The sequence below is a fragment of the Agromyces sp. Leaf222 genome (genome assembly GCF_001421565.1).
Taxonomy (GTDB): Bacteria; Actinomycetota; Actinomycetes; order Actinomycetales; family Microbacteriaceae; genus Agromyces.
In genome coordinates this window covers 1,671,980-1,697,601 of the sequence record NZ_LMKQ01000001.1, presented here as the reverse complement: position 1 = coordinate 1,697,601, position 25,622 = coordinate 1,671,980, and the positions used below count along the sequence as shown (strand labels likewise).

16 protein-coding genes are annotated in these 25,622 nt (G+C 71.9%); 8 read left to right on the top strand and 8 right to left on the bottom strand.

Annotated features, from left to right (window positions below; translation table 11 throughout):
* Position 1: 1 nt before the first annotated feature.
* Together ASE68_RS07450 and ASE68_RS07445 are read right to left on the bottom strand one after the other, a co-directional pair.
* Complete coding sequence (locus ASE68_RS07450; RefSeq protein ID WP_200921678.1) at positions 2-2,935, bottom strand: UPF0182 family protein; 2,934 nt, start codon at positions 2,933-2,935, stop codon at positions 2-4.
* 143 nt (positions 2,936-3,078) lie between these two features.
* Complete coding sequence (locus ASE68_RS07445; RefSeq protein WP_055856891.1) at positions 3,079-4,203, bottom strand: PDZ domain-containing protein; 1,125 nt, start codon at positions 4,201-4,203, stop codon at positions 3,079-3,081.
* 158 nt (positions 4,204-4,361) lie between these two features.
* Here ASE68_RS07445 and ASE68_RS07440 point away from each other — a divergent pair, with 158 nt between their 5' ends.
* A complete protein-coding gene (locus ASE68_RS07440; protein ID WP_055856889.1) occupies positions 4,362-5,792 on the top strand; it encodes a zinc-dependent metalloprotease in 1,431 nt (476 codons plus the stop codon).
* A gap of 1,171 nt (positions 5,793-6,963) precedes the next feature.
* Here ASE68_RS07440 and ASE68_RS07430 read toward each other — a convergent pair.
* A complete protein-coding gene (locus ASE68_RS07430) occupies positions 6,964-8,823 on the bottom strand; it encodes an ATP-dependent helicase (RefSeq protein WP_082462104.1) in 1,860 nt (619 codons plus the stop codon).
* The gene (gene nudC / locus ASE68_RS07425; RefSeq protein ID WP_055856881.1) at positions 8,820-9,812 is read right to left on the bottom strand and encodes an NAD(+) diphosphatase; all 993 of its coding nucleotides are present in this window, start codon (positions 9,810-9,812) and stop codon (positions 8,820-8,822) included. Before nudC ends, ASE68_RS07430 begins: the two co-directional genes overlap by 4 nt.
* Before the next feature lie 87 nt (positions 9,813-9,899).
* On the opposite strand from nudC, the gene ASE68_RS07420 reads away from it, so the two are divergent.
* Positions 9,900-11,183, top strand: a complete 1,284-nt coding sequence (locus ASE68_RS07420) for a phosphotransferase (RefSeq protein ID WP_082462103.1) — start codon at positions 9,900-9,902, stop codon at positions 11,181-11,183.
* 15 nt (positions 11,184-11,198) lie between these two features.
* Here the strand turns inward: ASE68_RS07420 and ASE68_RS07415 are convergent, their stop codons facing one another.
* Entirely contained in the window at positions 11,199-14,648 is a 3,450-nt protein-coding gene (locus ASE68_RS07415) for an ATP-dependent DNA helicase (protein WP_055856879.1), read from the bottom strand.
* Positions 14,645-17,809, bottom strand: a complete 3,165-nt coding sequence (locus tag ASE68_RS07410; protein ID WP_055860913.1) for a UrvD/REP family ATP-dependent DNA helicase — start codon at positions 17,807-17,809, stop codon at positions 14,645-14,647. The genes ASE68_RS07415 and ASE68_RS07410 overlap by 4 nt, the downstream gene beginning before the upstream one ends.
* Before the next feature lie 92 nt (positions 17,810-17,901).
* On the opposite strand from ASE68_RS07410, the gene ASE68_RS07405 reads away from it, so the two are divergent.
* Both ASE68_RS07405 and ASE68_RS07400 read left to right on the top strand, forming a co-directional pair.
* Positions 17,902-18,126: a DUF3107 domain-containing protein gene (locus ASE68_RS07405; protein ID WP_055856876.1), complete on the top strand. Its 225-nt coding sequence runs from the start codon at positions 17,902-17,904 to the stop codon at positions 18,124-18,126.
* Between the two features lies 1 nt (position 18,127).
* Positions 18,128-18,454, top strand: coding sequence for a hypothetical protein (locus ASE68_RS07400; RefSeq protein ID WP_055856872.1), 327 nt, complete (start codon positions 18,128-18,130; stop codon positions 18,452-18,454).
* Between the two features lie 97 nt (positions 18,455-18,551).
* On the opposite strand, the gene ASE68_RS07395 is transcribed toward ASE68_RS07400, so the two are convergent.
* A complete protein-coding gene (locus tag ASE68_RS07395; RefSeq protein ID WP_235480784.1) occupies positions 18,552-19,265 on the bottom strand; it encodes a ferritin-like fold-containing protein in 714 nt (237 codons plus the stop codon).
* Positions 19,266-19,396: 131 nt separating this feature from the next.
* On the opposite strand from ASE68_RS07395, the gene ASE68_RS07390 reads away from it, so the two are divergent.
* Complete coding sequence (locus ASE68_RS07390; protein ID WP_055856866.1) at positions 19,397-20,953, top strand: DEAD/DEAH box helicase; 1,557 nt, start codon at positions 19,397-19,399, stop codon at positions 20,951-20,953.
* A 120-nt stretch (positions 20,954-21,073) separates the two neighbouring features.
* On the opposite strand, the gene ASE68_RS07385 is transcribed toward ASE68_RS07390, so the two are convergent.
* Positions 21,074-21,946: a PHP domain-containing protein gene (locus ASE68_RS07385; RefSeq protein WP_055856864.1), complete on the bottom strand. Its 873-nt coding sequence runs from the start codon at positions 21,944-21,946 to the stop codon at positions 21,074-21,076.
* A 115-nt stretch (positions 21,947-22,061) separates the two neighbouring features.
* On the opposite strand from ASE68_RS07385, the gene ASE68_RS07380 reads away from it, so the two are divergent.
* The 3 genes from ASE68_RS07380 (at position 22,062) to ASE68_RS07370 (ending at position 25,574) form a co-directional block, all read left to right on the top strand.
* On the top strand, positions 22,062-23,087 hold the full coding sequence (locus tag ASE68_RS07380) for an endonuclease/exonuclease/phosphatase family protein (RefSeq protein WP_055856861.1): 1,026 nt from the start codon (positions 22,062-22,064) through the stop codon (positions 23,085-23,087).
* A 62-nt stretch (positions 23,088-23,149) separates the two neighbouring features.
* On the top strand, positions 23,150-24,721 hold the full coding sequence (locus tag ASE68_RS07375) for an aminopeptidase P family protein (RefSeq protein WP_055856858.1): 1,572 nt from the start codon (positions 23,150-23,152) through the stop codon (positions 24,719-24,721).
* Between the two features lie 187 nt (positions 24,722-24,908).
* Positions 24,909-25,574, top strand: a complete 666-nt coding sequence (locus ASE68_RS07370) for a DUF6636 domain-containing protein (protein ID WP_055856855.1) — start codon at positions 24,909-24,911, stop codon at positions 25,572-25,574.
* Positions 25,575-25,622: the final 48 nt, after the last annotated feature.

Below are 25,622 nucleotides of genomic sequence, written 5' to 3'. Positions count from 1 at the left end.
ATCACTCGCCGTTGGTGAGTGCGAGCATCTTCGCGATCGTTTCGGCGAGCTGTGCATCGGCAGCGCCGTAGGCGGCCCAGTCGCCGTCGGTCAGCGCCGCCTGCTTCGCCTTCAGGAATCCGGATGCGTCGCGCAGCAGCTGCTGGAACTCGGGGCTCGTCGCCGCCGAGCCATCGGTCGAGCCATCGGTGGATCCGTCGCCCTCGCCCTCGCCGTCGCCGGGCGTCTCGGGCGTCGCATTGGGATCGACCTCGTTGTCACCGGCATCCGCTCCGGAGTCACCGCCGAAGAGCACGTCGAGCGCGAGGTCGAGCGTGTCCTGGAAGGCGATGTCGTCACCGAAGGCGACGAGCACCTTCTGCAGCAGCGGATAGCTCGTGTTGCCCGTGGACTTCACGAAGACCGGCTGCACGTAGAGCAGGCCGCCGCCGACGGGAACCGTGAGCAGGTTGCCGTTGATCACGTCGGACTGGCCCTGCTTCAGCAGGTTCAACGACTGCGAGACGGTGGGGTCGGAGTTGAACGTCGCCTGCACCTGACCCGGCCCTGGCACGTTGTCGTCTTCTGGGAGGGTCAGCAGCCTCAACTTGCCGTACCCGCCCGCCCGCTTGCCGTCGGTGCTGCCGGCGTCGGCGTCGACCGCGAGGTATCCGCGGAGCACGTTGCGGCTCTGGTCGCCTCGCGCCTCGGGAATGAAGGTCGAGTAGAGCGAGTACGACGGGGCATCCTGCCCGGGCATCTGCATCGTCAGGTAGTACGGGGGCTGCAGGAGGGTCGTGTTGGCGCCCTCGGTCGGCTCCTTCGGGGTGGTCCAGGCGTCTTCACGCGAGTAGAACGCGCCTGCGTCGGTCACGTGGTAGCGCCCGAGCACGGCACGCTGCATCTTGAACATGTCGGCCGGGTAGCGCACGTGGGCCATCAGGTCGCCCGACATTTCGCTCATCGGCTTGATCGTCGCCGGGAACACCTTCTGCCAGGTCTTGAGGATCGGATCCTCGTCGTCCCATGCGTAGAGGTTGACCGAGCCGTCGTAGGCGTCGACCGTGGCCTTGACCGAGTTGCGGATGTAGTTGACCTCGTCGAACGGCAGGGTCTGCGGCAGGCCCTCGCTGTCGGCGATCGCCTCGCTCATGCTGACCTTGTTCGAGTACGGGTACTGGTCGGTCAGCGTGTAGGCGTCGACGATCCAGACCACGCGTCCGTCGACGACCGACGGGTAGGCGTCGGAGTCGGGCGTGAGGTACGGGGCGACCTTGCGCACGCGCTCGATCGGGTCTCGGTCGTAGAGGATCTGCGACGAGGTGTTCACGGCGTCGGAGAGGAAGATCTGCTCGGACTGGAACTTCAGCGCGTAGACGAGCTTCGTGAACACGTTGTCGAGCTTCGGCCCGCCGTCGCCCTCGAACGTGGTCTGGGTCTGCTCGTCGTTCTCGCCGCCTGCTGGATAGTCGAGCTCGACCGGCTTGGTGTCTTCGGGCGCGCCGACGATCGAGTAGTCGGGCGAGGTCTCGCCGAAGTAGACGCGCGGCTCGAACTCGCCGAGGTCGCCGGTCGACGGGATGCCGGACTGCACGAACACCGGCTGGCCGCCGGCGGAACGCTGGTTGCCCGCGGCCGCGACCATGCCGTAGCCGTGCGTGTAGACGATGTGCGAGTTGTACCAGGTCTCGGCGTCGCCGAGGCCCGACAGGTCGAGGTCGCGTACCGCGACGACGGTGTCCTGCGTCTGGCCGTCGATCTCGTAGCGGTCGACGTCGAGCGAGTCGGGGAACTGGTAGTACTGGCGGAACTGCTCGAGCTGCCGGAACGCCGGGCTGATCACGAGCGGGTCCATGAGGCGGATGTTCGCCGTCGTCTCGGCGTCGGCCCGGAGCGCGCCGGGCTCGGCCGTGGTCTGCGCCTCGAAGGGGATCTCCTCGGTGTCGGCGACGCCGTAGGCGTCACGCGTGAGATCGATGTTGCGTTGGATGTACTCGGCCTCGAGCGTGCGCGGGCTCGGGTCGACCTGGAACCGCTGCACGACCCACGGGTAGAGGGAGCCGATGAGCAGGCTCGACACGACGAGCAGGGCGATGCCGACGAGCGGCAGGCGCCAGCGGCCGATGATGGCCGTCACGACGAAGAGCACGGCCACGATCGCCGCGGCGACCGCGAGGATCTGACGGCCGGGGATCACCGCGTGCACGTCGGTGTACGCCGCACCCGTGATGAGCGAACCCGTCTCGGTGACCGTGGCGTACTGGTCGAGCCAGATGCTGACGCCCTGCAGGAGCAGGTAGAGGCCCGCGGTGAGCGCGATCTGCACGCGCGCCGACTTGGAGATGACGACCTCTCGGCCGCTCACTCGGATGGCGCCGTAGAGGTAGTTCGTCGCGGCGACGAGCAGCAGCGAGAGCAGCACGACGGCCGACGCGAATCCGACGATCGAGCGGTAGAACGGCAGCTCGAACACGTAGAACCCGAGGTCGAACCCGAACTGCGGGTCGGTCGAGCCGAACGGGGTGCGGTTCAGCCACGTGAGCGTGAGGTCCCAGCGGCTCGAGGTCGAGACGCCGGCGAAGATGCCGAGCACGACGGGCACGCCGTACATCGCGAGGCGACGCAGGGGCTCGAAGACCTCCTGGTAGCGATCGAGCTGCGAGTTGAACTTCGCATACACGGGCCGCGTGCGGTAGGCGATCTGGATCGACGCCCACACGGGAACGGCCATCGCGAGGAAGCCGATGACGAAGAGCACGGTGCGCGCGACCCACTGCGTGGTGAGCACCTCGAGGAACCCGAGCTGGTCGTACCAGAGCACGTCGGCATAGAGGCCGGTGAACACGAAGAATGCGATCACCAGCACGGCCAACACCCCGATCGTCAGGGCGATCGGCGCGCGGCGGCGCGAAGTCCTCGGTTCTTGCGGCTGTGCTGCTGACACTCTCGGCCTCATGTTCGGTCGCGACGGGATCGAACCTCCATCCTACGTTCGCAAAACCGGGCATCGGCCGCGAGAACGGCGCCCTCGGCTGGGAAGTTCGTAACGAAACCGGAGCGACGGATGCCGCGTGCCGCATGTAGCGGCGGCGGCGCAGCTCAGGACGTCGCGCAGGTGGCGAAATCGCCCAGGTCGGCGCCCTCGCCCGCGGCCTCGACGATCTCGCGGGCCTGGTCGAGCGTCTCGACGGCGAACACGTCGAGCCCGTCTGGCACGTTGCCGACGACCTCGTCGCAGTTCGACTCGGGCGCGAGGAAGACGGTGGCACCGGCATCCTTCGCCCCCCAGAGCTTCTGGCGGATGCCGCCGATCGGACCGACGGCGCCCGGGGCGTCGATCGTGCCCGTGCCGGCGATGATCTCTCCGCCGGTCATCGCACCTGGCGTCAGCTCGTCGACGATGCCGAGCGCGAACATCATGCCCGCGCTGGGGCCGCCGACGTCGTCGAGCTGCAGCTCGACGTCGATCGGGAACTCGTAAACCATGCGCACGCCGACCCCGAGCACGAACGTGCCCCCGTTGTCGCTCGGCGTGACCTCGACGGTGACCTCGTCGCCGTCGCGGAGCACCAGGAGCTCGGCAGGCGTGTCGCCGCCGTTCTGCTGCACGGCCGCGCGCAGTTCGTCGATCGAGAACACGTCGACCCCGTTGACCTGCTCGATGACGTCGTCGTCTTCGAGCTTGCCCTCGGCGGGGCTGCCCTCGGCCACGCCCGACACGGTGACGTCGCGGGGGAAGTCGTACCCGAGCTCGACGAGCGCCGCCGCGATCGCGTCCTGCTGCGAGTCGACCATGGCGGCCGCGTTCTGCGCGTCGCGGTCCTCGTCGGTGACGCCCGCGGGGAAGATCGCCTCGACCGGGATGACGGACTGGCGCTGGTCGAGCCAGGCGGTCATGACCTCGAACCAGCTGGGCGTGGCGCCGGGCCGCCCCACGACCGAGACGGTGAGCAGGTTGAGCTCGCCCTCGGTGGGGTACGTCTTCTCGTCGGGGATGGCGATGAGCGGGATCTCCTCGCCGTCGTGCTCGGCCGTGCCGAGCGTGTCGTAGACCGGGCCGGGTCGCTCGATCACGTACGGCGACGGCAGCAGCGCGAAGATGACGGCGACGACGACCGCGACGACGGCAGCCCATCCGCCGAACCGCTCGCGGAACGAACGCGGCCCGCTGACGCGGGGCGGCTCGCCGAGGCTCGGCGAGGGGTCATCGGCGAAGAGTGCCATCGGTGCTTCCTTCCGGACGGTGCAGACGCCGAGCTCACCTGGCCGTCGCGCCTGTTCGCGACGGGCGGACACCGGGAACGCCCAGCTTAAGCCATTTCCCAGCCTGGCGTCCGCACCTCGGCGCTACGGTGGAGAGAACTTGACAGGAGGTGGCTCACGTGGCCGATCGGGACGACGAGCCTGGCGACAAGAACTCCGAGGAGGAGTTCCGCGAACTGCTGAAGAACCTCCTCTCGGGCGGGGGCGGCATCGATCCGACCCAACTCGCGGGCGCTGCCGGCCTGCCCAACGATCCGGCGAGCGTCGCCGCTCTGTTCAGCCAGCTCCAGCAGGCCATGAACAACGCCGACGACGGCATCGACTGGAGTGCCGCGCTGCGCCAGGGCGAGCAGCGTGCGGCATCCGCCCAGGTGCAGATCACCGACGACGAGCGCGCGCGTCTCGACCAGGCGCTGCAGGTCGCGTCGCTCTGGCTCGACGAGGCCGTCGAGTTCGGCCGTCTGCCCGACTCCCCCGAGCTGCTCACCCGCAGGGGCTGGGTCGCCGCGACCATGCCGATCTGGACCCAGCTCGCCGAACCGGTCGCCCTCAGCATCGCCGACGCGCTCACCCGCGTCATGCGCGAGCAGGCTCCCGAAGAGATGCAGTCGATGATCGCCGGCGCGAGCAAGCTCATGCGCGGCATCGGCGGCGCGATGTTCGCCATGCAGCTCGGCCAGGTCGTCGGGCAGCTCGCGTCCGAGGTGGTCTCGGGCGGCGACGTCGGCATCCCGCTGCAGGCCGACGGCCGTGCGGCGCTCATCCCGCAGAACGTCGCCGAGTTCGGTTCCGACCTCGACATCCCCTCGACCGAGATCGAGCTCTACCTCGCGGTGCGCGAGCTCGCACATGCGCGCCTCTTCCGGCACGCGCGCTGGCTGCGGCTCAACCTCATCAGCGCGATCACGGCGTATGCGCGCGGCATCGAGATCGACACCGAGCGCCTCGAGCAGCTCGCCGAGGGCTTCGACCCGTCGAACACCGAGGAGCTGCGCCGCGCCGTCGAGTCCGGTGCCCTGATCAGCGCCAAGAGCGACGCGCAGCAGGACGCGCTCGACCGGCTCGAGACCCTGCTCGCGCTCATCGAGGGCTGGGTCGACCAGGCCACGGCCGATGCGACGAGCCGCCTGCCGAAGTCCGACGCCATCGCCGAGACCATCCGCCGCCGCCGCGCGACGGGCGGCCCGGCCGAATCCGCGTTCGCGACGCTCGTCGGCCTCGAACTGCGACCCCGCCGCATGCGCGAGGCTGCCGCGATGTGGCGAGCCGTCACCGAGGCCGTCGGCATCGAGCAGCGCGACGCGCTCTGGGCGCATCCCGACATCCTGCCGACGAGTGAGGACCTCGACGACCCGAGCCGGCTCATCGCCCGACTCACGGGCGCCGAGTCCGCCGCGAGCGAGGCCGACGACGAGTTCGACCAGGCGCTCGAGGCGCTGCTGCGCGGCGAGACGCCTGCGGCTCCCGGCGAGGGCGGCGAGGAACCCGAGGGGCCCGGCGCCTCCGACGGTTCCGGCCCGCGTCCCGACGACGGGCCCTCTCCGGTCTGAGCGAGACCGCGTTGCCGGTCGGGCCGTGAGGTGCGGGCCGTGAGGTGCGGGCCCGGCCTGCGTTTCGCGGCCCGACCCGCCCGCGTTCGCAGCCGCCAGCGGCGGCACGGTGCACGTTTTCAGGACCACATCGGTCATGGCTGCATATTGCAGGGATGACCGATGTGGTCCTGAAAAGGTCGACCACTCATCGGGCATGACGGGTGACGAGTGCCATTCGTCGCGCTCCCGCTGCCGTCGCCAGGTGCCGTCGCCTGTGGACGGATGCCACGGCGACCGCCGGTGATCCGGCATGCTCGCCGCATGACCCTCCGGCTGGATCCCGCGCTCCCCCTCGTCTGGCGGACGCCAGACGACCTGCAGGTCGGCGCGGCAGCGCCCGTCGCCGTGTTCGAACAGGCCGGCGACCTCGAGTCCGGGCTCATCGCGGCGCTTCGGCACGGCGTGAGCCTCTCGACGCTCGTCGCGATCGGCTCGGGCCTCGGCGCGACGCCCGAGCGAGTGCACGAGTTCGTCGACCGACTCGAGGCCGGGCTCGTCGACGGGTCGCAGATCCGGGCGGGTTCCGCCCCGGCAGCATGCGCGTCACCGTCGGCCTCGGCGGCGCGATCAGTGCGAGCGGATGCCGCGTCCGCACGACCACGCACGGTCGGCCTCGATGGCTCGGGCCCGCTCGCCGACCTGCTCACCGCGAACCTCGCGGTGCTCGGCCACGAGGTGCTGCACTTCACCTCACGCGCGCTCGAGCCGTCCGACCCCGTGCAGGATCTCCCGGAGCCCGACCTCGTCGTCATCGTCGCCGCATGGGCCGTCACTCCCGCCCGTCACCTGCCGTGGCTCCGCCGCGACCTCCCGCACCTCGCCGTCGTCAGCGACGACGCGGGCATCCGCGTCGGTCCGTTCGTCGAGCCCGGCCGCGGGCCGTGCCTGCGCTGCCTCGACCTCGCAGCACGCGATGCGGATGCCGCGTGGCCGGTCATCGCCGCACAGCTCGCCGGACGCCCGGCCCCCGTCGCCTCGCAGCGCCTGCTGTTCGACGCCGCGGCCCTCGCGGCGAGCGTCGTCGACGCGAGGCTCGCCACACCGCTCGCCACACCGCTCGCCTCACCGCTCGGCAGCCGGCTCGGCGGCTCGCTCGACGCGGCCTCCGAACGCCTGACCGCGGCATCCGTCAGCTTCGACCGGCGGGGCTCCGTCGGTCGGCGTCGCGCGCACGCTGAGCATCCGGCGTGCGGGTGCCGAGCTCCTGCAGGAATCGCGATTCCTCGCGCACTGCCCGCTGCTGCCCGCCGAGGCGCGCCCAGCTCAGCGACAGCCGCCGACGTGCCCGCGTGACGCCGACGTAGAAGAGGCGGCGCTCCTCGTCGATCGCGTCGAAGCCCTTCGCGTAGGCGATCGGGAGCATGCCCTCGGTCAGGCCGACGATGTGCACCTCGTCCCACTCGAGGCCCTTCGCCGAGTGGAGCGTCGCCAGGGTGACGGCCTGCACGGTCGGCTCGTGCTGCGCCTCGGCACGTGCCCGAAGATCGTCGGCGAACGCGCGGAACGTCGTGCCGGCCGGGGCGTCGTCGACGAGTCGGGCGAGCGCGTTCAGCGACTCCCATCGCCCGCGCACTGCGCCGGGCCCGTCGGGCGCCTGCGCGGTCCATCCGAGTGATCGCAGCACGTCGCTCACCGACTTGAAGAGGGGTTCGTTCGCGATCGTCAGCGCCGCCGCCCGCAGCGCCTGAACGGCCTGACGCACCTCCGGCTGATCGAAGAACCGCACGTTGCCGCGGATGCGCGAAGCCACGCCGACCTCGTCGAGGGCGTGCTCGAGCATCGCCGACTGGGAGTTGACGCGCATCAGCACGGCGATCTGCTCGGGCGCCGCACCGGCGTCGATGCGGTTGCGGATCACGGTCGCGACCCCGCGCGCCTCGGCGAGCTCGTCGGCGTACGACGTGATCACGGGCTCCTCACCACGAGCTCGGGCCGAGGAGGAACGTGGGGCGGCGACATCCGGAATCGCGTTCGTGGTCGTCGACGCCGCGATGGCGGCGCCGCCTTGCGGCTGCTCGCCTGGGACCTGATCGACGGGCGGCTCAGCCGAGACCGCGCGGAGTTGCAGTGCGCCGTTGCGCCCGCGCATGAGCCGATTCGCGGCCTCGACGATCGGCTCGGTCGAACGGTAGTTGCGCTCGAGACGCACGACCGTGGCATCCGAGAACCGGCGCTCGAAGCCCAGCAGGTACTCGGGCGTCGCGCCCGCGAACGAGTAGATCGTCTGGCTCGCGTCGCCCACCACGCAGAGCTCGCTGCGATCGCCCAGCCAGAGGTCGAGCAGGTGCTGCTGCGCCGGCGAGACGTCCTGGTACTCGTCGACGACGAAGTGCCGGTAGCTCTCGTGCACCTGCATGGCGACGGATGCCTCGGCCTCGACCATGCCGGAGGTGGCGAGCAGCACGTCTTCGAAGTCGAGCTGGCGCCGCTCGTCCTTGATGCGCTCGTAGGCGGCGACGAGGTCGCGGAACTGGTCGGCGCCGAGCGACCCCGGCGCTCCCCGAACGGCCAGGCGGGCCTCGTAGGCCTCCGGCGTGAGCAGTCCGACCTTGCGCCACTCGATCTCGGAGGCCACGTCGCGGAGCGTCGGCTGGTCGACGCGCAGGCGGATCGACTCCGCCGCGGCACCGAGGAGCCGACCCTTGTACTCGAGCACCCGCGGCGCACTGCCGCCGACGACGAGCGGCCAGAAGTGGTTGAGCTGCGCAAGGGCCGCGGCATGGAAGGTGCGCACCGGTACCCCTCCGGCACCGAGCATGCGCAGGCGCTCGCGCAGCTCGGCGGCCGCACGCGACGTGAACGTGAGCGCCATGACGCGCGCCGGGTCGTACGTGCCGCTCGCGACGCCGTAGGCGATGCGGTGCGTGATCGCCCGGGTCTTGCCCGTTCCGGCACCCGCGAGGATGCACACGGGACCGAGCAGCGCCTCGGCCGCGACGCGCTGCTCGTCGTCGAGATCCGCGAGCAACGGGTCGGATGCCGCGCTCACGCGCCCCAGCCCTGCGGCGAGGACTCGATCGGGCCGCCGTACCACTGCTCGAGCAGCCACCCCGCGATCGAGGTCCGACCGGGGAACCCGACCTCGGGAAGCGAGGCCGCGAGCTCGTCGCGGCTGAACCAGCGCAGTTCGAGGATCTCCTCGCCGTCGGGCGCGACGGCGGCAGCGGCCTCGGCCGAGACGGCGCGCGCCGTGAAGCCCAGCATCAGGCTCGCGGGGAACGGCCACGGCTGCGACGCCACGTATTCGACGTCGACGACCTCGAGCCCCGCCTCTTCGCCGACCTCGCGCACGACCGCGGATTCGAGCGACTCCCCCGGCTCGACGAATCCGGCCAGCAGGGAGAACCGGTTGGACTGCCACATCGCGTTCGAACCCAGCAGCACCCGGTCCTCGGAATCGGTCACGAGCACGATGACCGCCGCATCGGTGCGAGGGAACACCTGGCCGCCGTCGTTCGTGCACCGGCGCGACCAGCCGGCCTCGATCGGCTCGGTCGGTGCACCGCACCGCGGGCAGAACCCACTCGAACGGTGCCAGTTGACGATCGCGGTGGCCTGCGTGAAGAGGCCGGAGTCGCGATCGGAGAGCATCGGCGCAGCCTGGCGCAGGCCGACCCACCGGGCCTCCTCGGGTTCGAGCCGCGCCGCGGCCTCGGCGCCGATCACCCAGGCCTCGATCGGCGAGCCCGCCACCGCGGCGCCCTCGTCGTCGAGGGCGCGACCGAGGTAGCAGCGCAACGATGCCGGCTCGAGACCGGCTGCAGCCAGGGCCGACGAGATGTCCGTGGGCCGGCGCAGGTCGAGCACCGGCGACACGGCCTCGACCCGTTCGGTGAGCAGCGCGCGGCCATCGTGCAGCAGCAGTACCCGCGCGTCGGCATCGACGTCGAACCGGTCGCCGCGATCGGCGGATGAACGCCCGACGCCGTCTCGATCGAGGCGCGCCCGAGCGAGGGGCGGGGGTGTCGATTCGCGCACGGCGCCTCTTTCTCGCGTCGGGACGGAGTCGGCGGCAAGGCGTGGCGCTCGCCGCGGCAACCGAGTCACCTGCTTAAGCTGTTGGCCATGGCCAGACCCACTCTCACTCTAGCCGCGTTGGCCACGGCGGCGGTTCCGGGCCTCGAGGTCACCGCGGCTCGTGCCCACACCAGAGGCTCCGGCGGCGCCTTCGACGCCGTCGAGCTGCACGCGGCCGACGGCAGGACCCTGCTCATCCGCGCGCCCCGAACGCAGGGCGCCGAGACCGAGCAGTCGGCAGACCTCGTCGCCCTCAGGGCGATGACCACCGGCATCCGCTCTCGCCTGCCCTTCGCCGTGCCCGCCTTCGTCGGACAGGCGCCCTTCGGCGGCACCCGTGCGGTCGTCACCGAGTTCCTGCCCGGGCAGGTTCGCACCGCAGACGACCTCACCGCGGATGACCGCATCGCCGAGTCGGTCGGCACGTCGATCGCGGCGATCCACTCGCTGCCCTCGGGGTTCGTCGGCGATGCCGGCCTGCCGCGCGAGAGCGACGGCGAAGCCCGCGACTCCATCGTCGAGCTCATCGGACGCGCCTCCGACACCGGTCGACTGCCCGCAGCGCTGCTGCGACGGTGGGAGGAGGCCACCGACGACGAGTCGCTCTGGCGGTTCCGCACGACCGTCGTCAACGGCGCGCTCACGTCCGACTCGTTCATCGTCGACGACGAGCGCGTCTCTGCGGTCATCGGATGGTCGGCGCTCGCCGTCGGCGACCCCGCCCGAGACCTGCACTGGCTGCTCACCTCCCGCGGGCCCTCCGCCGAGCGCGCGCTCGAGGCCTACGTCGTCGGACGCGGCGGCGGCGCCGACTCCGCCCTGCCGCAACGTGCGCTGCTCTACGGCGAGCTCGAACTCGCCCGTTGGCTGCTGCACGGCGTTGAGCTCCGCGACGAGTCGATCATCGACGACGCCGTCTCGATGCTCGACGACCTCGTCGCGAGCGTGCACGACCGCACGACCGAGACGCTCTCGCACCAGACCGGGCCGATCCTCACGGTAGACGGCGTCGAGCGCCTGCTCGACGAGACCCCGCGCACCGGGCCCGCCCGCGATGCCTCCGGTCGCGAGCAGGGCTCGGCGTTGCTGACCGACAGCTACGACTTCTCGGAGTTCGAGCTGAGCGAGCGCGGCGAACGCTCACGTCCGTCGGCCGATGCGACGGCGCCCATGCCGCTGGACCTCAGCGACTGGGGCGACGCGGCACCCGGCGGCGCCTCGGGTGGATCAGGCGGCCCCGGTGGCTCAGGCGGCCCCGATGGCTCCGGTGGCTCCGAAGCCGCGGCCGACTCCGAGACCGAGGAACGCCCGATCGGACGCACCGGCTCCTGAGCAGGCGCACGCAGCTCAGGTGGTGACCGCCGCCGCCCACGCGCTCCGCAGCGCGGCCTCGTCGTAGAGTTCGTCGGGCCTGATGACGCGATCGTCTTCGACGAAGTAGAACACCGCGTCGACCTCGTCGGGTGAGACGCCCGCCCATGCCGCGTAGGCCAGGCGGTAGAGCGCGAGCTGGGTCTGCTTGAGCTCGAGGTCGCGAGCGTTGCGCGGTGCGCGACCGGTCTTCCAGTCGACGACCTGGTAGCGGATGCCGCGGGCGGCGAGTTCGCCGCCATCGGGCACGTCGTAGACGGCATCGAGCTTGCAGACGAACACGTGCTCGTCGATCGGCAGATGCAGTTCGATCTCGACCTCGCGCGGACGACGAGCGCCCCACTCCGACGCCTCGAACGTGGCGCGGAGTGCGGCGAGTCGATCGGAGTCGGTGGCCGTGGCCTGCGGATCGCGGGCGGCGAGCGGCTCGCCGCCCGGCGCGCCGTCGAGTGCACCGAGACCGCCCGCTGCGACGCCGCCGACGGGGCTGAGACGTTCGGCCTCGTCGATCGCGCCGAGCAACTCGAGGCCGAACAGCCCGTCGTCGACGGCGGCAGCAGCGGACTCCCCGGTGGACCGGTGCTCGACCCACTCGTGGAACAGGGTGCCGAGGCGCGTGGCTCGGTAGGGCCGTTGCGGCATGGGTCGACGCAGTTGCGAGGCAACGGCTTCCGGGTCGTCGAGGTAGTCCTTGAACCGCGATGCTGGAACGCGCGACGGGATCGGCGTCGGCCCTGGCCCGGCCTGGCGACGCCGCCGTTCCTCGATGAGCAGGGTCAGCTCGGACGAGAGCTGCGGCCCGATGCCGGCACCGCTCGGACCGTCGGCGGCGAGCCTCACGGCGTCGGCTGCGCGCACCACGCCCGGACGGCGCGCCCCGAGCGGGTCGAGTGGCCACTGCACGCGCGCGTCGGCATCGGCGCGCGGGTTCTCGTCGTCGGCCGGTGCACTCGGCAGCAGATCGGGCTCGATGACGCCGGCGACGGCCAGTTCGCGCAGGAAGGCGCTCGGCGGCCGTGCCGTCTTCTGGGTCGACCACCACGAACCGCTGAGCAGCAGGTCGGAGCGGGTACGCGTGACGGCGACGTAGGCGAGGCGTCGTTCCTCGTCGGCGTGGCGTTCGCGGTTCTCTTCGGCGAACGCCGTGACGGCCTCGTCGAACTCGCGCTGACTCTGCACGCCGCGCCAGCCGAGCTCGGGCAGTTCGTCGCGGTCGCCCTTGAACTCGTTCGGCAGCTCGCCGAACGCGAGCCAGCCTTTGGCCGAGCGCGGCTTGGACGGGATCTCCTGATCGACCATGCGCGGCACCGCCACGACGTCCCACTCGAGGCCCTTCGAACCGTGGATCGAGAGCACCTGCACGGCGCCCGGCTCCGGCTCGTCTTGACGCGGCGCGAGCCGGTCTCGTTGCTCGGCCTCGGTCAGCCAGCCGAGGAAGGCCCCGAGCGTCGGATGCTCCGAGTCGTCGGCGAAGCCGGCGAGCAGTTCGTCGAACGCCTCGAGGCTCGGCCGGCCGAGCGGCTGGTCGGCGTTCGCGGCGACCTCGATGTCGAGGAGCAGTTCCTGCTGCACGAGGTGCACGAAGTCGATGAGGCCGAGCCCTGCCCGCCGACGGAGCGCCTGCAGCTGGGAGCCTGCGCGGCGGAGCCTGGCCAGGCCGGTCGCGCTGATGCCCGCGAGCGCCCGATGGTCGTCGGGGGCCGTGAGCACGAAGTCCAGCGCGTCGACGATCGACGGCGACTCCTCTGCCGCGGTCGACGCCCGGAGCTCACGTCGCACGTCGTCATCGAGACGACGGCGAGCGAGGTCGCGATCGACGAGCCAGCGGGCCACGTCGCGGAGCCCGTTGAGGTCGGCCGGACCGATGCGCCAGCGGGCGCCGCCGAGCACGCGCACGAGTTCGGCACCGGCGGTGGGGTCGTGCAGCACTCGCAGTACGCACACGAGGTCGGCGATGACGGGTTGGTCGAGCAGCCCGGCCATGCCGAGCACGTGAACGGGTACACCATGAGCACGCAGCGCATGCGTGAAGACATCGACGTTCGCGAAGGTGCGACAGAGCAGAGCCCCGCTCTTCTGCGCCGCCGCATCCGATGCCGCTGCCGGCGCGGACGCCACCTGGTGCTCCGGCCCGGATTCGGCACCGGACGCCCTGCCCCTCGCTGCGAGGCTCGCATCGCCCGCGGCGCGGCCACTGCGACCGCTGCGCCCGAGCCGCTCGGCGAACCAGCGCGCGACCTGGTCGGCCTCGTCGTCGATGGTCTCGCCCCAGGCCACGTCGAGTCGGCCGGCACCCGCGAACGGCGAGGGCGCGAGCGGCGCCTTCGGAATACCGGCGTCGAGCGAGGAGATGAGGGTGTTCGCCGCATCGAGCACGATGCGCGGGTTCCGCCAGCTGGTCGACAGGTGGTAGACCGACGCAGCGCCCTTTCCGAAGTCCCGGTCGAACCGCGCGAGGTTGGCGGCGCTCGCGCCGCGCCATCCGTAGATCGACTGGTCGGGGTCGCCGACCGCCATCACCGGATGCCCCTCGAACAGCGAGGCGAGCAGGCGCGTCTGCACGACGCTGGTGTCCTGGTACTCGTCGAGCAGCACCGTGCGCGAGCGCTCGCGGTGCTCGACGACGACATCGGGATGCTCGACGCAGATCTGCAGGGCGAGCGCCACCTGGTCGGAGAACTCGACGTAGCCGCGCTCGCGCTTGGCCGCGGCATAGGCGTCGGCGAGCTCGAGCAGGGGCGGCAACGCATCGACCACGCCCAGCGCCCCGACGAACGAGTCGAAGTCGGTGCGCTTGCGCGGGGCCTCGATCGGCAGTCCGCGCATCGCGAGGAAGTCACGGGCGAAGGCGCGCACGTCGCGGCTGTCGGCGACGTTCTCGGCGAGCGCGCGGCTCAGCGACAGGGCCGCGCCCGTCACCCGGTCGAGCGAGGCGTCGAGTTCGATGAGCCGGTCGTCGGCCGAGGCGCTCACGACCGATCGCGCGAGGAGCCAGGCGGATGCCTCGCCGAGCACGGTCGCGTCGGGCTCCCGCCCGATGCGCATGGCGTGCTCGCGGTAGATCGCGCTCGCGAACGAGTGGTACGTGCTCACGGTCGCCGACTCGAGCGGGTCGATGACGAGCTCGGCGATGCCCTCGTGCACGAGCTGCGCCACCCGCTCGCGCACGCGCTCGGCGAGCTCGCCCGCGGCCTTGCGGGTGAAGGTGAGCCCGAGCACGTCGGCGACGCCGACATGGCCGTTGGCGAGCAGCCACACGACGCGGTTGGCCATGGTCTCGGTCTTGCCGCTGCCTGCACCGGCGACCACGATGCTGGCGCCGTGCGGGTCTGCCTCGATGACCGCCTGCTGTTCGGGGGTCGGCAGGTGCAGGCCGAGACGCGTGGCGATCTCGGCGGCGCTCAGGCGATTCGGGAGGCCGCTCATGCGGAGACCGCCGGCACGAGGTGCACGCGGTACTGCCATGAGCCGAACCGCGACCGGTGACCCGGTTCGGTCGTGCCCTCGAAGCTCGAGCCGGCCATGACCCTGCCCACTTCGGCGAGTCGGTCGCGGAACGCCGCATCGGCCTCGTCGTCGAAGGGCTGCTGGGCGCGCTCGGTGTAGGCGAGCCCGCGCGAGGGCGTGGCGACGTAGACGAGCTTCGCTCCCCCGAGCACCCCTGCCGAGGGCACCGCGCTCTCGCGAGCGGCGAGCTGGTAGGCGGCGAGCTGCGGATGCGCCGCCGTCTGCGCGAACGTCGGCGCCGTGCGCCCGGTCTTGATGTCGACGATCACGGTCGTGCCGTCGGGCGAGGCCTCGATGCGGTCGATGGTGCCCGTGATGCGAACCCGGTCGATGGTGATGGTGAACTTCCCCTCGGCGCCGAGCAGCAGCTTCGCATCGTCGTCGAAGGAGCCGAGGTACTCGGCGGCCCCCTCGGCCATGCGCCTCGCCCCTCGTCGTTCGCGCTCGGCGACCCAGCCCGCCTCGAAGCGCACGCCCTTGAGCCGCTCCTCGACGGCCGCCCAGATCGTCTCGACCCCGGTCTCGCCGTCGTCGCGCGCGCCGATCTCTTCGACCACGGCGTGCACGATGGTGCCGATCGACGCGGCCACGCCCGACGGCGGAGACGCGATGTGGTCGACGAACCATCCGAGCGGCGACTCCTCGACCCGGTCGATCTGCGACGGCGACACCTGCACGGATGCCTCGGGATCGCCCTCGAGGTCGACGAGCGGTGCCTCGTTCGACAGGCCGGCCAGCCCGTACCACTCGTTCGGATCGGCGCCGGGCACGCCCTCTTCGGCGAGCAGCGCGAGCGCGGCGGCGGACTCGGGATCGCCCGTGACGGCCTCGCGCCGGAGCGCGCCGACGAGCGGGCGGAGTTGCAGCGGACGCCGCCGCGGCCGCACGCGCTCCCGGGCGTAGCCCATGAGCACCGACGGCTGCTCGTCGTCGTTCGAGGTGCACGCGAGCACGACCTGGCGTCGAGCTCGCGAGACCGCGAGCACGAACATGCGCAGCTCGTCGTCGCGCACCGAGGCGCGGACCTCGGCCGGGCTCTCGACCCCGGGCAGAGGCGAGCCCGATCTGGCCGCCTGCGTCACTCGCGGCAGGAGCCCGGCGTGCAGCAGCGTTCCGCGGGGGCGGAGGTTCGGCCACACCGCGTCTTGGAGCCCGGCGACGACCATCACGTCGAACTCGCGCCCGACCACGCCCTGCGGCGTGGTCACGAGCACGGTCTCGGCCGTGCGTCGGGGCGCCAGCGAGTCTTCGGGCAGCTCGCTCGCCAGCACCTCGTCGACGAAGCGGACGGCAGGTGCCCCCGGCTCGCGCTCGACGAATCTCGTCGCGGCCGAGAAGAGCGCGACCGCGGCATCGAGCGAGCGGTCGGCCTCGTCGGCGAGCACGCCAGTGCCGGCGGCCTGACGACCCCACTCGGTGCCGAGCCCGCCGCCCTCCCAGAGCGACCAGAGCACCTCTTCGATCGTGCCTCCGCCCCGGGCCACCTGCACGGCGCCGTCGAGCACTGCGGCGAGCCTGGCCGCCCGTCGCCCCGGTGCGGCGTCGATCGTGACGAACCCGCCGGGTGCCGAGAGCGCGTCGACGAGCAGTTCGTCGCCCGTGCGGGTGCCGCCGGCGGCGAGCTCCTCGTGTCGCAGGGCCAGTCGCAGCCGTCGCAGCCCGATGCCGTCGAGGCGGCCCAACGGGCCGGTGAGCAGGGCCACCGCGAGGTCGGCGGTGAGCGGCTCGCGGCCGAGCACGAACGAGCACGCCGTGAGCAGGGCCGCGGCGGCCGGTGCGTCGCGGAGCGCGAGTCCGGTCGCGGCGCCCGCGGTGGGCACGTCGGCGAGCGCCAGCGCGCGTTCGACCGCGGGCACGTCGCCGCCGGAGCGCAGGACGACGGCCATCTGCGACCACGGCACCTCGTCGAGCAGGTGGCGCTCGCGCAGCAACGACGCGATCGCGAGGTGCTCGGCCGCACTCGAGGCCGCCTCGATGCCGAGCACGGGGGCGAGCGGATCGGCTGGCGCGTCGGCTTCGGCGCCCGCGAGCGCCGCCGACCGGTGCGTGCCGCCGAGCGCGGTGCCGATGTGCGCGCGCACGCCCGACACGATCTCGGCGATCTCGGGCCTCCCCCGGTGCACGGTCGGCAGTTCGATGCGCTGCACGGGCGCACCGTCGAGCATCGAGCTCAGCGAGCCGAGCAGTTCGGGGCGGCCGCCGCGAAACCCGTTGCTCGCGACATCGGGATCGCCGATCGCGACGATCTGCACGCCGCACGCGGCGAATGCGGCGATGAGCGAGGCCGACGCCTCGGTGGTCTCCTGCGCGTCGTCGACGACGAGCATGCGCAACCCGGCGAGCGGGCCGAGGGCCGCTGACGCCTCGGGGTGGACCCGGCTGCGGCGCACGATCGAGGCCGCGAACGCGCCGAGCTCGGCGGAGTCGAACTGGTTGGGCCGCACCTGGTCCTTGACGTCGGCGTACTCGGACATGAACGCGGCGGCGGCCACCCACTCGGGGCGCCCAGCGGCCTCGCCGAGCCGGGCGAGGTCGTGTTCGTCGACGCCGAGCTCGACCGCTCGCATGAGCAGGTCGCGGAGCTCGGTGCGGAAGCCCCTGAGCACGCGCACCTCGGGGGTGAGCGGCTCGGGCCATTCCGGGCCGAAGCCGTCGCGGATGCCGCCCTCGACGAGGTCGGCGACGATGCGGTCGTGCTCGCCGCCCGTGAGCAGCGTCACGGGCGCCGCGGTGTAGGCGCGCACGAGCTGGAAGGCCATGGAGTTCGCGGTGCGCGCGAGCGGGCCGCGGGTCGTCACGCCCAGCCGCACGGCGATGCGATCGCGCAGCGCGGTGGCCGTCGAACGGCTCGCGCAGAGCACGAGCACGTCGTCGACCCCGTAACCGAGCCGGGTGACGCGGTCGGCGACGAGCTCGACCGCGAGCGTCGTCTTGCCCGACCCGGGAGCGCCGAACACGGCGTGGTGCACCCCTTCTGAGATGCGCCGGACCAGGCCTGCCGCGAGGCCCCCCGCCCGGGCCGCGGAATCGGGTGCGACGAGCGTCGCATCGGGCTGCGACGGGGCGGTGGAGCTGGGCATGCCCACACGTTAACCCGTTCCGCCGACAGTGAACGTGCCCCGTGCCCCGCGAGCCGTGTCATAGTGTGGTCGCAAGGACAGAAAGGCCCACTGTGGACGTACGGATCGGCATTCAGAACTCCCCTCGCGAACTCGGTTTCGAGTCGTCCCAGTCGGCAGAGGAGGTCCAGACCCAGGTCGCCGCAGCCCTCGAGGGCGACGCGAAGTCGCTGAAGTTCGTCGACTCGAAGGGCAGCGTCTACCTCGTGCCCGCCGCCGCACTCGCGTATGTCGAGATCGGCTCGGAGGAGTCGCGTCGCGTCGGATTCGTGGCCTGACATGGAACTGCTCTTCGTCGTGCTCGGCGGGGCGATCCTCGGCCTCGGCGCCCGCTACCTCCTGCCGCTCCGGCACACGCACGGCGTGCTGCTGATCCCCTCGATCGGCGCAGGCGTCGCCGCGATCGTCTGGGTCGCGCTCACGTGGCTCGGCTGGGCGTGGGACGGCGGCTGGATCTGGGTCGTCTCGCTCGTGGTCGCCGCGCTCGCGTCCGCGGCATCCGCCTACCTGATCGGCCCGAAGCGCGAGCGAGCGGATGCCTCGCTCTTCGAGCGCCTCTCGCGCCCGGCAACGGCGACCCCGACCGGCGCGGTGAAGGTCGGCTGACCTCGCGAACCAACGTGACGGCGTCCTCCTCCGGGAGGGCGCCGTTCTCGCGTGCGAGGGCACCGGCACGACCGGCCCGCCCGTGACGCCGTGAGGGTCAGGCCGTGAGGCCGAGCGCGTCCATGCGTCGCGTGTGGTCGGCGATGAGCTCGGTGAAGATCGGCTCGACGCGCTCCTCGAGGCCGCGCGCCTCGGACGCGTGCAGTGCCGAGCGGGCGATGAGCAGCGTGTCGCCCACGAGGCTCCGGCCCCAGAGGGCGAGCCGATCGGCGAGGCCCGGCTGCCCGGCGATCGCGAGTCCGAGCTCCCGCTCGAGCACCGCCGCAGAGCCCGCCTCGTCGAGGATCGTGCGCACCCGGCGCGCGAGGTCGGCGTGCAGGCCGTTCGAGAGCCGCGAGAAGTAGCCGTCGAGCATTCCCGACGTCACGTGGATGGCGAGCAGCAGCTCGTGCCAGTCGCCGCTGCGCCAAGCCTCCTGGAGCCGCTCGGTGGCCGGCGCGAACGGCGCCATGACGTCGACGGGCTCGACGCTGAGCTGCCGCAGTTCGGCGATCAGCGCGTGGTGCTTGCGCAGTGCGACCCCCGCAGCGGCGCTCAGCCCCTCCTTCGACCGGAGGTCCGGCGCGGTCTGCACCGCGAGCGAGAGCCCCTCGAAGAAGACGAGCTGGATGTAGGCGGCCTGGCCCAGGAAGGGCACCGGCTCGGGCACCAGCTCGGTGAAGTCCACCCGGGTGAGCTCGGTCGGCGCGACGCGCGGTCGCTGCCGCGGCGCCTCGGGGCGGGCAACGCGTCGATTGATCCAGGACACCACGGCACACAGCCTAACCGAGGCGTTCAGGCTCTCTCCGATAGGCTGGAGGTCGCATGCGGGCATCGGACCCGCAGCCGTGCGCCTGAGGACAAGCAGCGCGCACCTCTCCAGCTGAACCGACAGGCAGATACTTGACTACTTTCGCAGAACTCGGCGTCGCGTCCGACATCGTCGACGCGCTCGCAACCAAGGGCATCTTCGATGCCTTCCCCATCCAGGAGCAGACCATCCCCCTCGCCCTCTCGGGCCAGGACATCATCGGGCAGGCGAAGACCGGCACGGGCAAGACCTTCGGGTTCGGCCTGCCGATCATCCAGCGCCTCGGCGACGACCCCGAGCCCGGCGTCAAGGTGCTCGTCGTCGTGCCGACCCGCGAACTCTGCGTCCAGGTCACCGAAGACCTCGAGCTGGCGACGTCGAACCGGCCGACCAAGGTCGTCTCGATCTACGGCGGCAAGGCCTACGAGGGCCAGATCGAGCAGATCAAGGCCGGCGCGCAGATCGTGGTCGGCACCCCCGGGCGGCTCCTCGACCTCGCATCGCAGCGGCTCCTGTCGCTGAAGAACGTGCAGGAGGTCGTGCTCGACGAGGCCGACAAGATGCTCGACCTCGGATTCCTCTCCGACATCGAGAAGATCTTCGCGCAGACCCCCGCGGTGCGCCACACCATGCTCTTCTCGGCAACGATGCCCGGCCCGATCGTCGCGCTCGCGCGCCGCTTCATGTCGAAGCCCATCCACATCCGGGCGACCGACCCCGACGAGGGCCTCACGCAGGCGAACATCAAGCACCTCGTCTACCGGGCGCACTCGCTCGACAAGGACGAGGTCATCTCGCGCATCCTCCAGGCCGACGGCCGGGGCAAGACCGTGATCTTCACGCGCACCAAGCGCGCGGCCGCGAAGCTCGTCGAAGAGCTGAACGACCGCGGCTTCAACGCCGCCGCCGTGCACGGCGACCTCAACCAGGACCAGCGCGAGCGCGCGATGGCCGCGTTCAAGGCCGGCAAGAAGGACATCCTGATCGCCACGGATGTCGCGGCACGAGGCATCGACGTCGACGACGTCACGCACGTGATCAACCACACCATCCCCGACGACGACAAGGCGTACCTGCACCGCGCAGGCCGAACGGGCCGAGCGGGCAAGACCGGCATCGCCGTCACCTTCGTCGACTGGGACGACCTGCACAAGTGGGCGCTCATCAACCGCGCGCTCGAGTTCGGTCAGCCCGAACCGGTCGAGACCTACTCGTCGAGCCCGCACCTGTTCACCGACCTCGACATCCCCGTCGGCACGAAGGGCCGTCTCAAGCCGGCCTCCCCGGTCGCAGCTCCGACCCGGTCGAGCACGGCAGGCCGCACCGAGGGGCGCAGCGAGGCCCGAGGCGACGGCCGTGGCGAGGCCCGCCAGGGCGACGGCGAGCGCGCACCCCGCAGCAGCCGTTCGCGTCAGCGCACGCGCGGCGGCGTTCCGGCATCCGGCGCTCCGTCCGTAGAAACGGGCTCCAGCTCGTCCGCTGCGTCCGAGGCCGGCGAGGCCACGACCGCGACCGTCCGCGAGCCGGGCACCGGCACGCACGACGGCGGCGGCAGCGAGCACCACGACGGCAACGCGGCTCCTCGCCGTCGTCGCCGGCGTCGCGGCCCGCGTCCGGCCGGCTCGGCGGGCGCTGCGCCGCAGGCCTGACCCGGTCGCACGACCGACCCGCACGAAGGGGGCGGATGCCACGCGGCATCCGCCCCCTTCGTCGTCTGCGAGCACCCCCACCGCGCAGCCCCGCCCGCGCAAGCCGGTCCGCGCAGTCGGCTAGGGCAGCACTGGCGCCGTGCCGGTGCCCTCTTCGAGGATGCGGGCCACGACGTCGGCGCGGGTTCGCTCCTGCCCGAGGCGGTTCGGCTTGCCCGTGCCGTGGTAGTCGCTGGAGCCCGTGACGGCCAGGCCGAACTCGCGTGCGAGGGCGTGGAGCCGCGGCTTGGACGCCGGTTCGTTCTCGGGGTGGTCGATCTCGAGGCCGAACAGCCCGGCGTCGACGAGCTGCCGAAGGCGCGCATGCGACACGACGTGCTCCTCGCCGCGGGCACCCGGGTGGGCGAGCACCGGCACGCCGCCCGCGGCGCGGATGAGTCGGACCCCGGTGAGCGGATCGGGCGCGTAGTGCGGCCGCGCATACCCGTGGCGGGGATGCAGGATGCCGGCGAACGCCGCCGACCTCGTGTTCGCGTGGCCGCGCGCGACGAGCGCGTCGGCGATGTGCGGGCGACCGACGGTGGCGCCGACCGCCGTCTGGGCGAGCACGTCGTCCCACGTGAGCGCGTAGTCCCGAGAGATGCTGCGCACGATCTCTTCAGCGCGCGTGAGCCTCGATTCGCGGATGCGCGTGGTCTCGGCCAGCAGCGGCTCGTCGAACGGGTCGATGAGGTAGGCGAGCACGTGCACGCTCGTGTACTGCTCGCGCGTCGAGAGCTCCATGCCGGGGATGAGGGCGACGCCAGTCTCGGGCACGGCGGCGGCGGCCTCGGCCCAACCGGCGGTCGAGTCGTGGTCGGTCAGCGCGATGGCCGACAGCCCGACCTCTGCCGCCTCGACGAGGAGCGCAGCGGGGGCGCCCGTGCCGTCGGAGACCGTCGAATGCACGTGCAGGTCGGCCTCACCGATCACGGATGCCGCCGACGAAGCCATGCCCCCATGCTAGGCCGCGCCGGCGACCCTCCGCCGCGGGTGCCGGACTCGGGTCGGTCCGCGACGCCGAGCACCCTCGCGGCGACGCCACAGCCTCGTGGCCTAGCTTGGTGGGATGCTCCCCCGCATCCTCGGCTGGCTCGTCGTCCTCGTGTCGGCGGTCATCGCAGCCATCCTGCTCTGGCCGCAGGGGTTCGGCCTCCAGAACCAGTGGATCGCCGCCCACATCGTCGCGCTCCGCGGCTCGGCGGCGCTCGTCGCGATCGTCGCCGCGGGCGTGTTCGGCCTGCTGGCGATCCCGCGCCGCGTGCGCCCGTTCGCCCTCGCCATGGTGCTCGTGCTCGCGGTCTTCGCGGCGGGCAACGTCGCGGTGCTGGCTGCGCGCGGCTTCGGCGGTTCGGATGCCGCGGCGGCCGCGACATCCGACACCGTCACCGTCTTCTCGTGGAACACGCTCGGCGAGGTGCCCGACGCCTCGACGATCACCGAGCTCGCCCTCGAGGAGGGGGCCGACGTGGTCGTGCTGCCCGAGACCACGGAGCCGCTCGGCGAGGAGGTCGCGGTCGCGATGCGCGAGGGCGGGAGCCCGATGTGGGTGCACACGGTCTCGTTCGACGACGTCGCGAAGGCCCGGTCGACGACGATCCTGATCTCGCCCGAGCTCGGCGACTACGAGGTGACCTCGGCCCTCGTCTCGGGCCCGCCGGGCAACACGAACACGCTGCCGTCGGTCGTCGCCGATCCCGTCGCGGGTGACGGCCCTCGCATCGTCGCGGTGCACGCGGTCGCCCCCATCCGCTGGGAGCTGCGCAACTGGCGCAGCGACCTCGACTGGCTCGCCGAGCAGTGCGCGGGCGAGAACGTGATCATGGCCGGCGACTTCAACGCCACCGTCGACCACTTCGCCGGTCGCGGCGTCGACGGCGGCGACCTCGGCCGGTGCGCGGATGCCGCGGTGCAGGGCGGTGCGGGCGGGCTCGGCACCTGGCCGACCGACCTGCCCGAGGTGCTCGGCAGCCCGATCGACCACGTGCTCGCGACGCCCGGCTGGAAGGTCGACGCGTTCCGCGTGATCGGAGAGGTCGACGGCGCGGGCAGCGACCACCGCCCGATCGTCGCGACCCTCTCGCGCACGGACTGAGGCGGCGATCCATCCCCCGCCGACCGATGCCGCGGGGCGCCTCCGGTGAGAGAATGGGGCACATGACCACGAGCGACACCTCCACCACCGAGACCACGGCAGCCGCGACCAGCGCCGACGAGAGCGGCCGCAACGCGAACCGTTCGACGACGCCCGGGTCCGATGGGTTCAAGGACTTCATCAGCAGCGGCTGGGCGACGCGCGACGAGGCGCTGCCAACGGCCCGCGAGCAGGCCTCGTTCGCCGCGGCCCGTCGGGCCCGCGTCTCGGCGGCGTTCACCGGCATCCGCCTGGTGATCCCCGCGGGCGACATGAAGCAGCGCGCGAACGACACCGACTACCCGTTCCGCGCGCACTCGGCGTTCGCGCACCTGACCGGCTGGGGCTCCGACTCCGAGCCCGGCGCGGTGCTCGTGCTCGAGCCCGAGAGCGGCGAGGGACACGTCGCGACCGTGTACTTCCGCGAGCGCGCGGGCCGCGACTCCGAGGAGTTCTACGCGAACCCCGCGATCGGCGAGTTCTGGATCGGCGCACGCCCCTCGCTCGAGCACGTCGCGGCCGACCTCGCGATCCGCACGCGCGGGCTCGACGAGCTCGACACCGTGATCGGCAGGGTCGACACGTCGACGCTCGTGCTCCGCGAGGCCGACGCCGCACTCACCGAGCGCATCGACCACGCCCGCATCCGCTTCGCCGCCGAGGAGGCGCTGTCGACGAACGCGCAGGACGCGCCCTTCTCGCTCGAGTTCGGCGGCGACCACGAGCCCGACGCCGAACTCGCCCGCGTGCTCTCCGAGCTCCGCCTCGTGAAGGACGAGTTCGAGATCGGCGAGATGCGCGCGGCGGTCGACGCGACGCAGCGCGGCTTCACCGAGGTCTTCGAGGAGCTGCCGCGCATCACGTCGGAGGTGCGCGGTGAGCGCGTCATCGAGGGCGTGTTCGCCACCCGGGCCCGCCTCGACGGCAACGACGTGGGCTACGGCTCGATCGCGGCCGCCGGCCCGCACGCGACGATCCTGCACTGGACCCGCAACGACGGCGCCGTCGTGCCAGGCGACCTCGTGCTGCTCGACGCGGGCGTCGAGCTCGACTCCTACTACACGGCCGACATCACGCGCACGTTCCCGGTCAACGGCACCTTCTCCGACGTGCAGCGCCAGGTGTACGAGGCCGTGCTCGAGGCAGCGGATGCCGCGTTCGCCGTCGTGCGTCCCGGCGCGATCTTCCGCGAGGTGCACGCCGCCGCGATGGCCGTGATCGCACGCAAGACCGCCGAGTGGGGCTTCCTTCCGGTCTCGGCCGAGGAGTCGCTGCGGCCCGAGAACCAGTTCCACCGCCGCTACATGGTGCACGGCACCAGCCACCACCTCGGACTCGACGTGCACGACTGCGCGCAGGCGCGTCGCGAGATGTACATGGACGGCGTGCTCGAGGCCGGAATGGTCTTCACGATCGAGCCCGGGCTCTACTTCCAGACCGACGACCTCACCGTTCCGGCGGAGTTCCGCGGCATCGGCGTGCGCATCGAAGACGACATCGTCGTCACGGCCGACGGCGCCGAGAATCTGTCCGCGGGCATCCCGCGCACGGTCGCCGAGGTCGAGGCGTGGGTGCAGGGGGCGCAGCAGGCCTGACCCTCGCGGGCGGTGCCGCCCAGACGGTGCCGCCCGCTGCCGTCTTCATTGCGCCGCGAATGCGGCATCACCGGTCGAATGCCGGCTCGTGGCTCGTCGCTCGTCGCTCGTCGCTCGTCGCTCGTCGCTCGTCGCTCGTCGCTGAATCGTGACATTGTGCGGCCCGTGGGACGAATAAGTTCAACGTGTGACCCGACACCACGCAGCAGCGGTGCTGCTTGCCCTCCCCTGCCTGCTCCTCCTCACCGGATGTGTCGGAGGCGCGGCCGCCGAGGCCGGGAACGGCGATGCTGCGTCGAGCTCGGCGGCACCGACGCAGCCGGCGCCCGTGCCGACGTCCGTTCCCACCCCCAGTCCCAGTCCCACGTCGGAGCCGACGCCCGACGCGACGCAGTTCGCGATCGTCGATCCGGCATCGTACGACCTCGCCGCCTCACCGCTTCTCGCCGGCACGGAGGCAGGGGACCCCGGCAGGGGGTTCGAGTTCGACTCGCCCTCCGGAAATCTGCACTGCGGAATCTACCGCCAGAGGTCCTCCGAGGATTTCCTCTATGGATGCCGGATCGATGAGAAGGACTGGTCGTTCCCCGACGCCGACCCGAGCGATTTCTGTCACGGCATGGAGGTCCGTTGCGGTTGGGGGATCGAGTCCGACGGCGGCGAGACGCCGCGTCCGCTCGCCAAGAGCGACGCCACCTACTCGCTGCATCCCGTCGATTGGGTACTCCCGTACGGGTCTGCGATCGTCGTCGGACCGATCACCTGCGAGTCGACGGACACCGGTGTCACGTGTCGAGACGCCGACCATGCTCACGGTTTCACGATCTCGCACTCCCGCAACCGGATCTGGTGACGCTCAGGCCGTCGACGACGCCCGGCGCCCGGCGCCCGGCGCCCGGCG

Coding starts and splice junctions, on each gene's coding strand:
- ASE68_RS07415 (WP_055856879.1), bottom strand. CDS start 14,648: ATGAGCGGCCTCCCGAATCGCCTGAGCGCCGCCGAGATCGCCACGCGT.
- ASE68_RS07410 (WP_055860913.1), bottom strand. CDS start 17,809: ATGCCCAGCTCCACCGCCCCGTCGCAGCCCGATGCGACGCTCGTCGCA.
- ASE68_RS07385 (WP_055856864.1), bottom strand. CDS start 21,946: ATGGCTTCGTCGGCGGCATCCGTGATCGGTGAGGCCGACCTGCACGTG.
- ASE68_RS07380 (WP_055856861.1), top strand. CDS start 22,062: ATGCTCCCCCGCATCCTCGGCTGGCTCGTCGTCCTCGTGTCGGCGGTC.
- ASE68_RS07445 (WP_055856891.1), bottom strand. CDS start 4,203: ATGGCACTCTTCGCCGATGACCCCTCGCCGAGCCTCGGCGAGCCGCCC.
- ASE68_RS07400 (WP_055856872.1), top strand. CDS start 18,128: ATGGAACTGCTCTTCGTCGTGCTCGGCGGGGCGATCCTCGGCCTCGGC.
- ASE68_RS07420 (WP_082462103.1), top strand. CDS start 9,900: ATGGCCAGACCCACTCTCACTCTAGCCGCGTTGGCCACGGCGGCGGTT.
- ASE68_RS07450 (WP_200921678.1), bottom strand. CDS start 2,935: ATGAGGCCGAGAGTGTCAGCAGCACAGCCGCAAGAACCGAGGACTTCG.
- ASE68_RS07375 (WP_055856858.1), top strand. CDS start 23,150: ATGACCACGAGCGACACCTCCACCACCGAGACCACGGCAGCCGCGACC.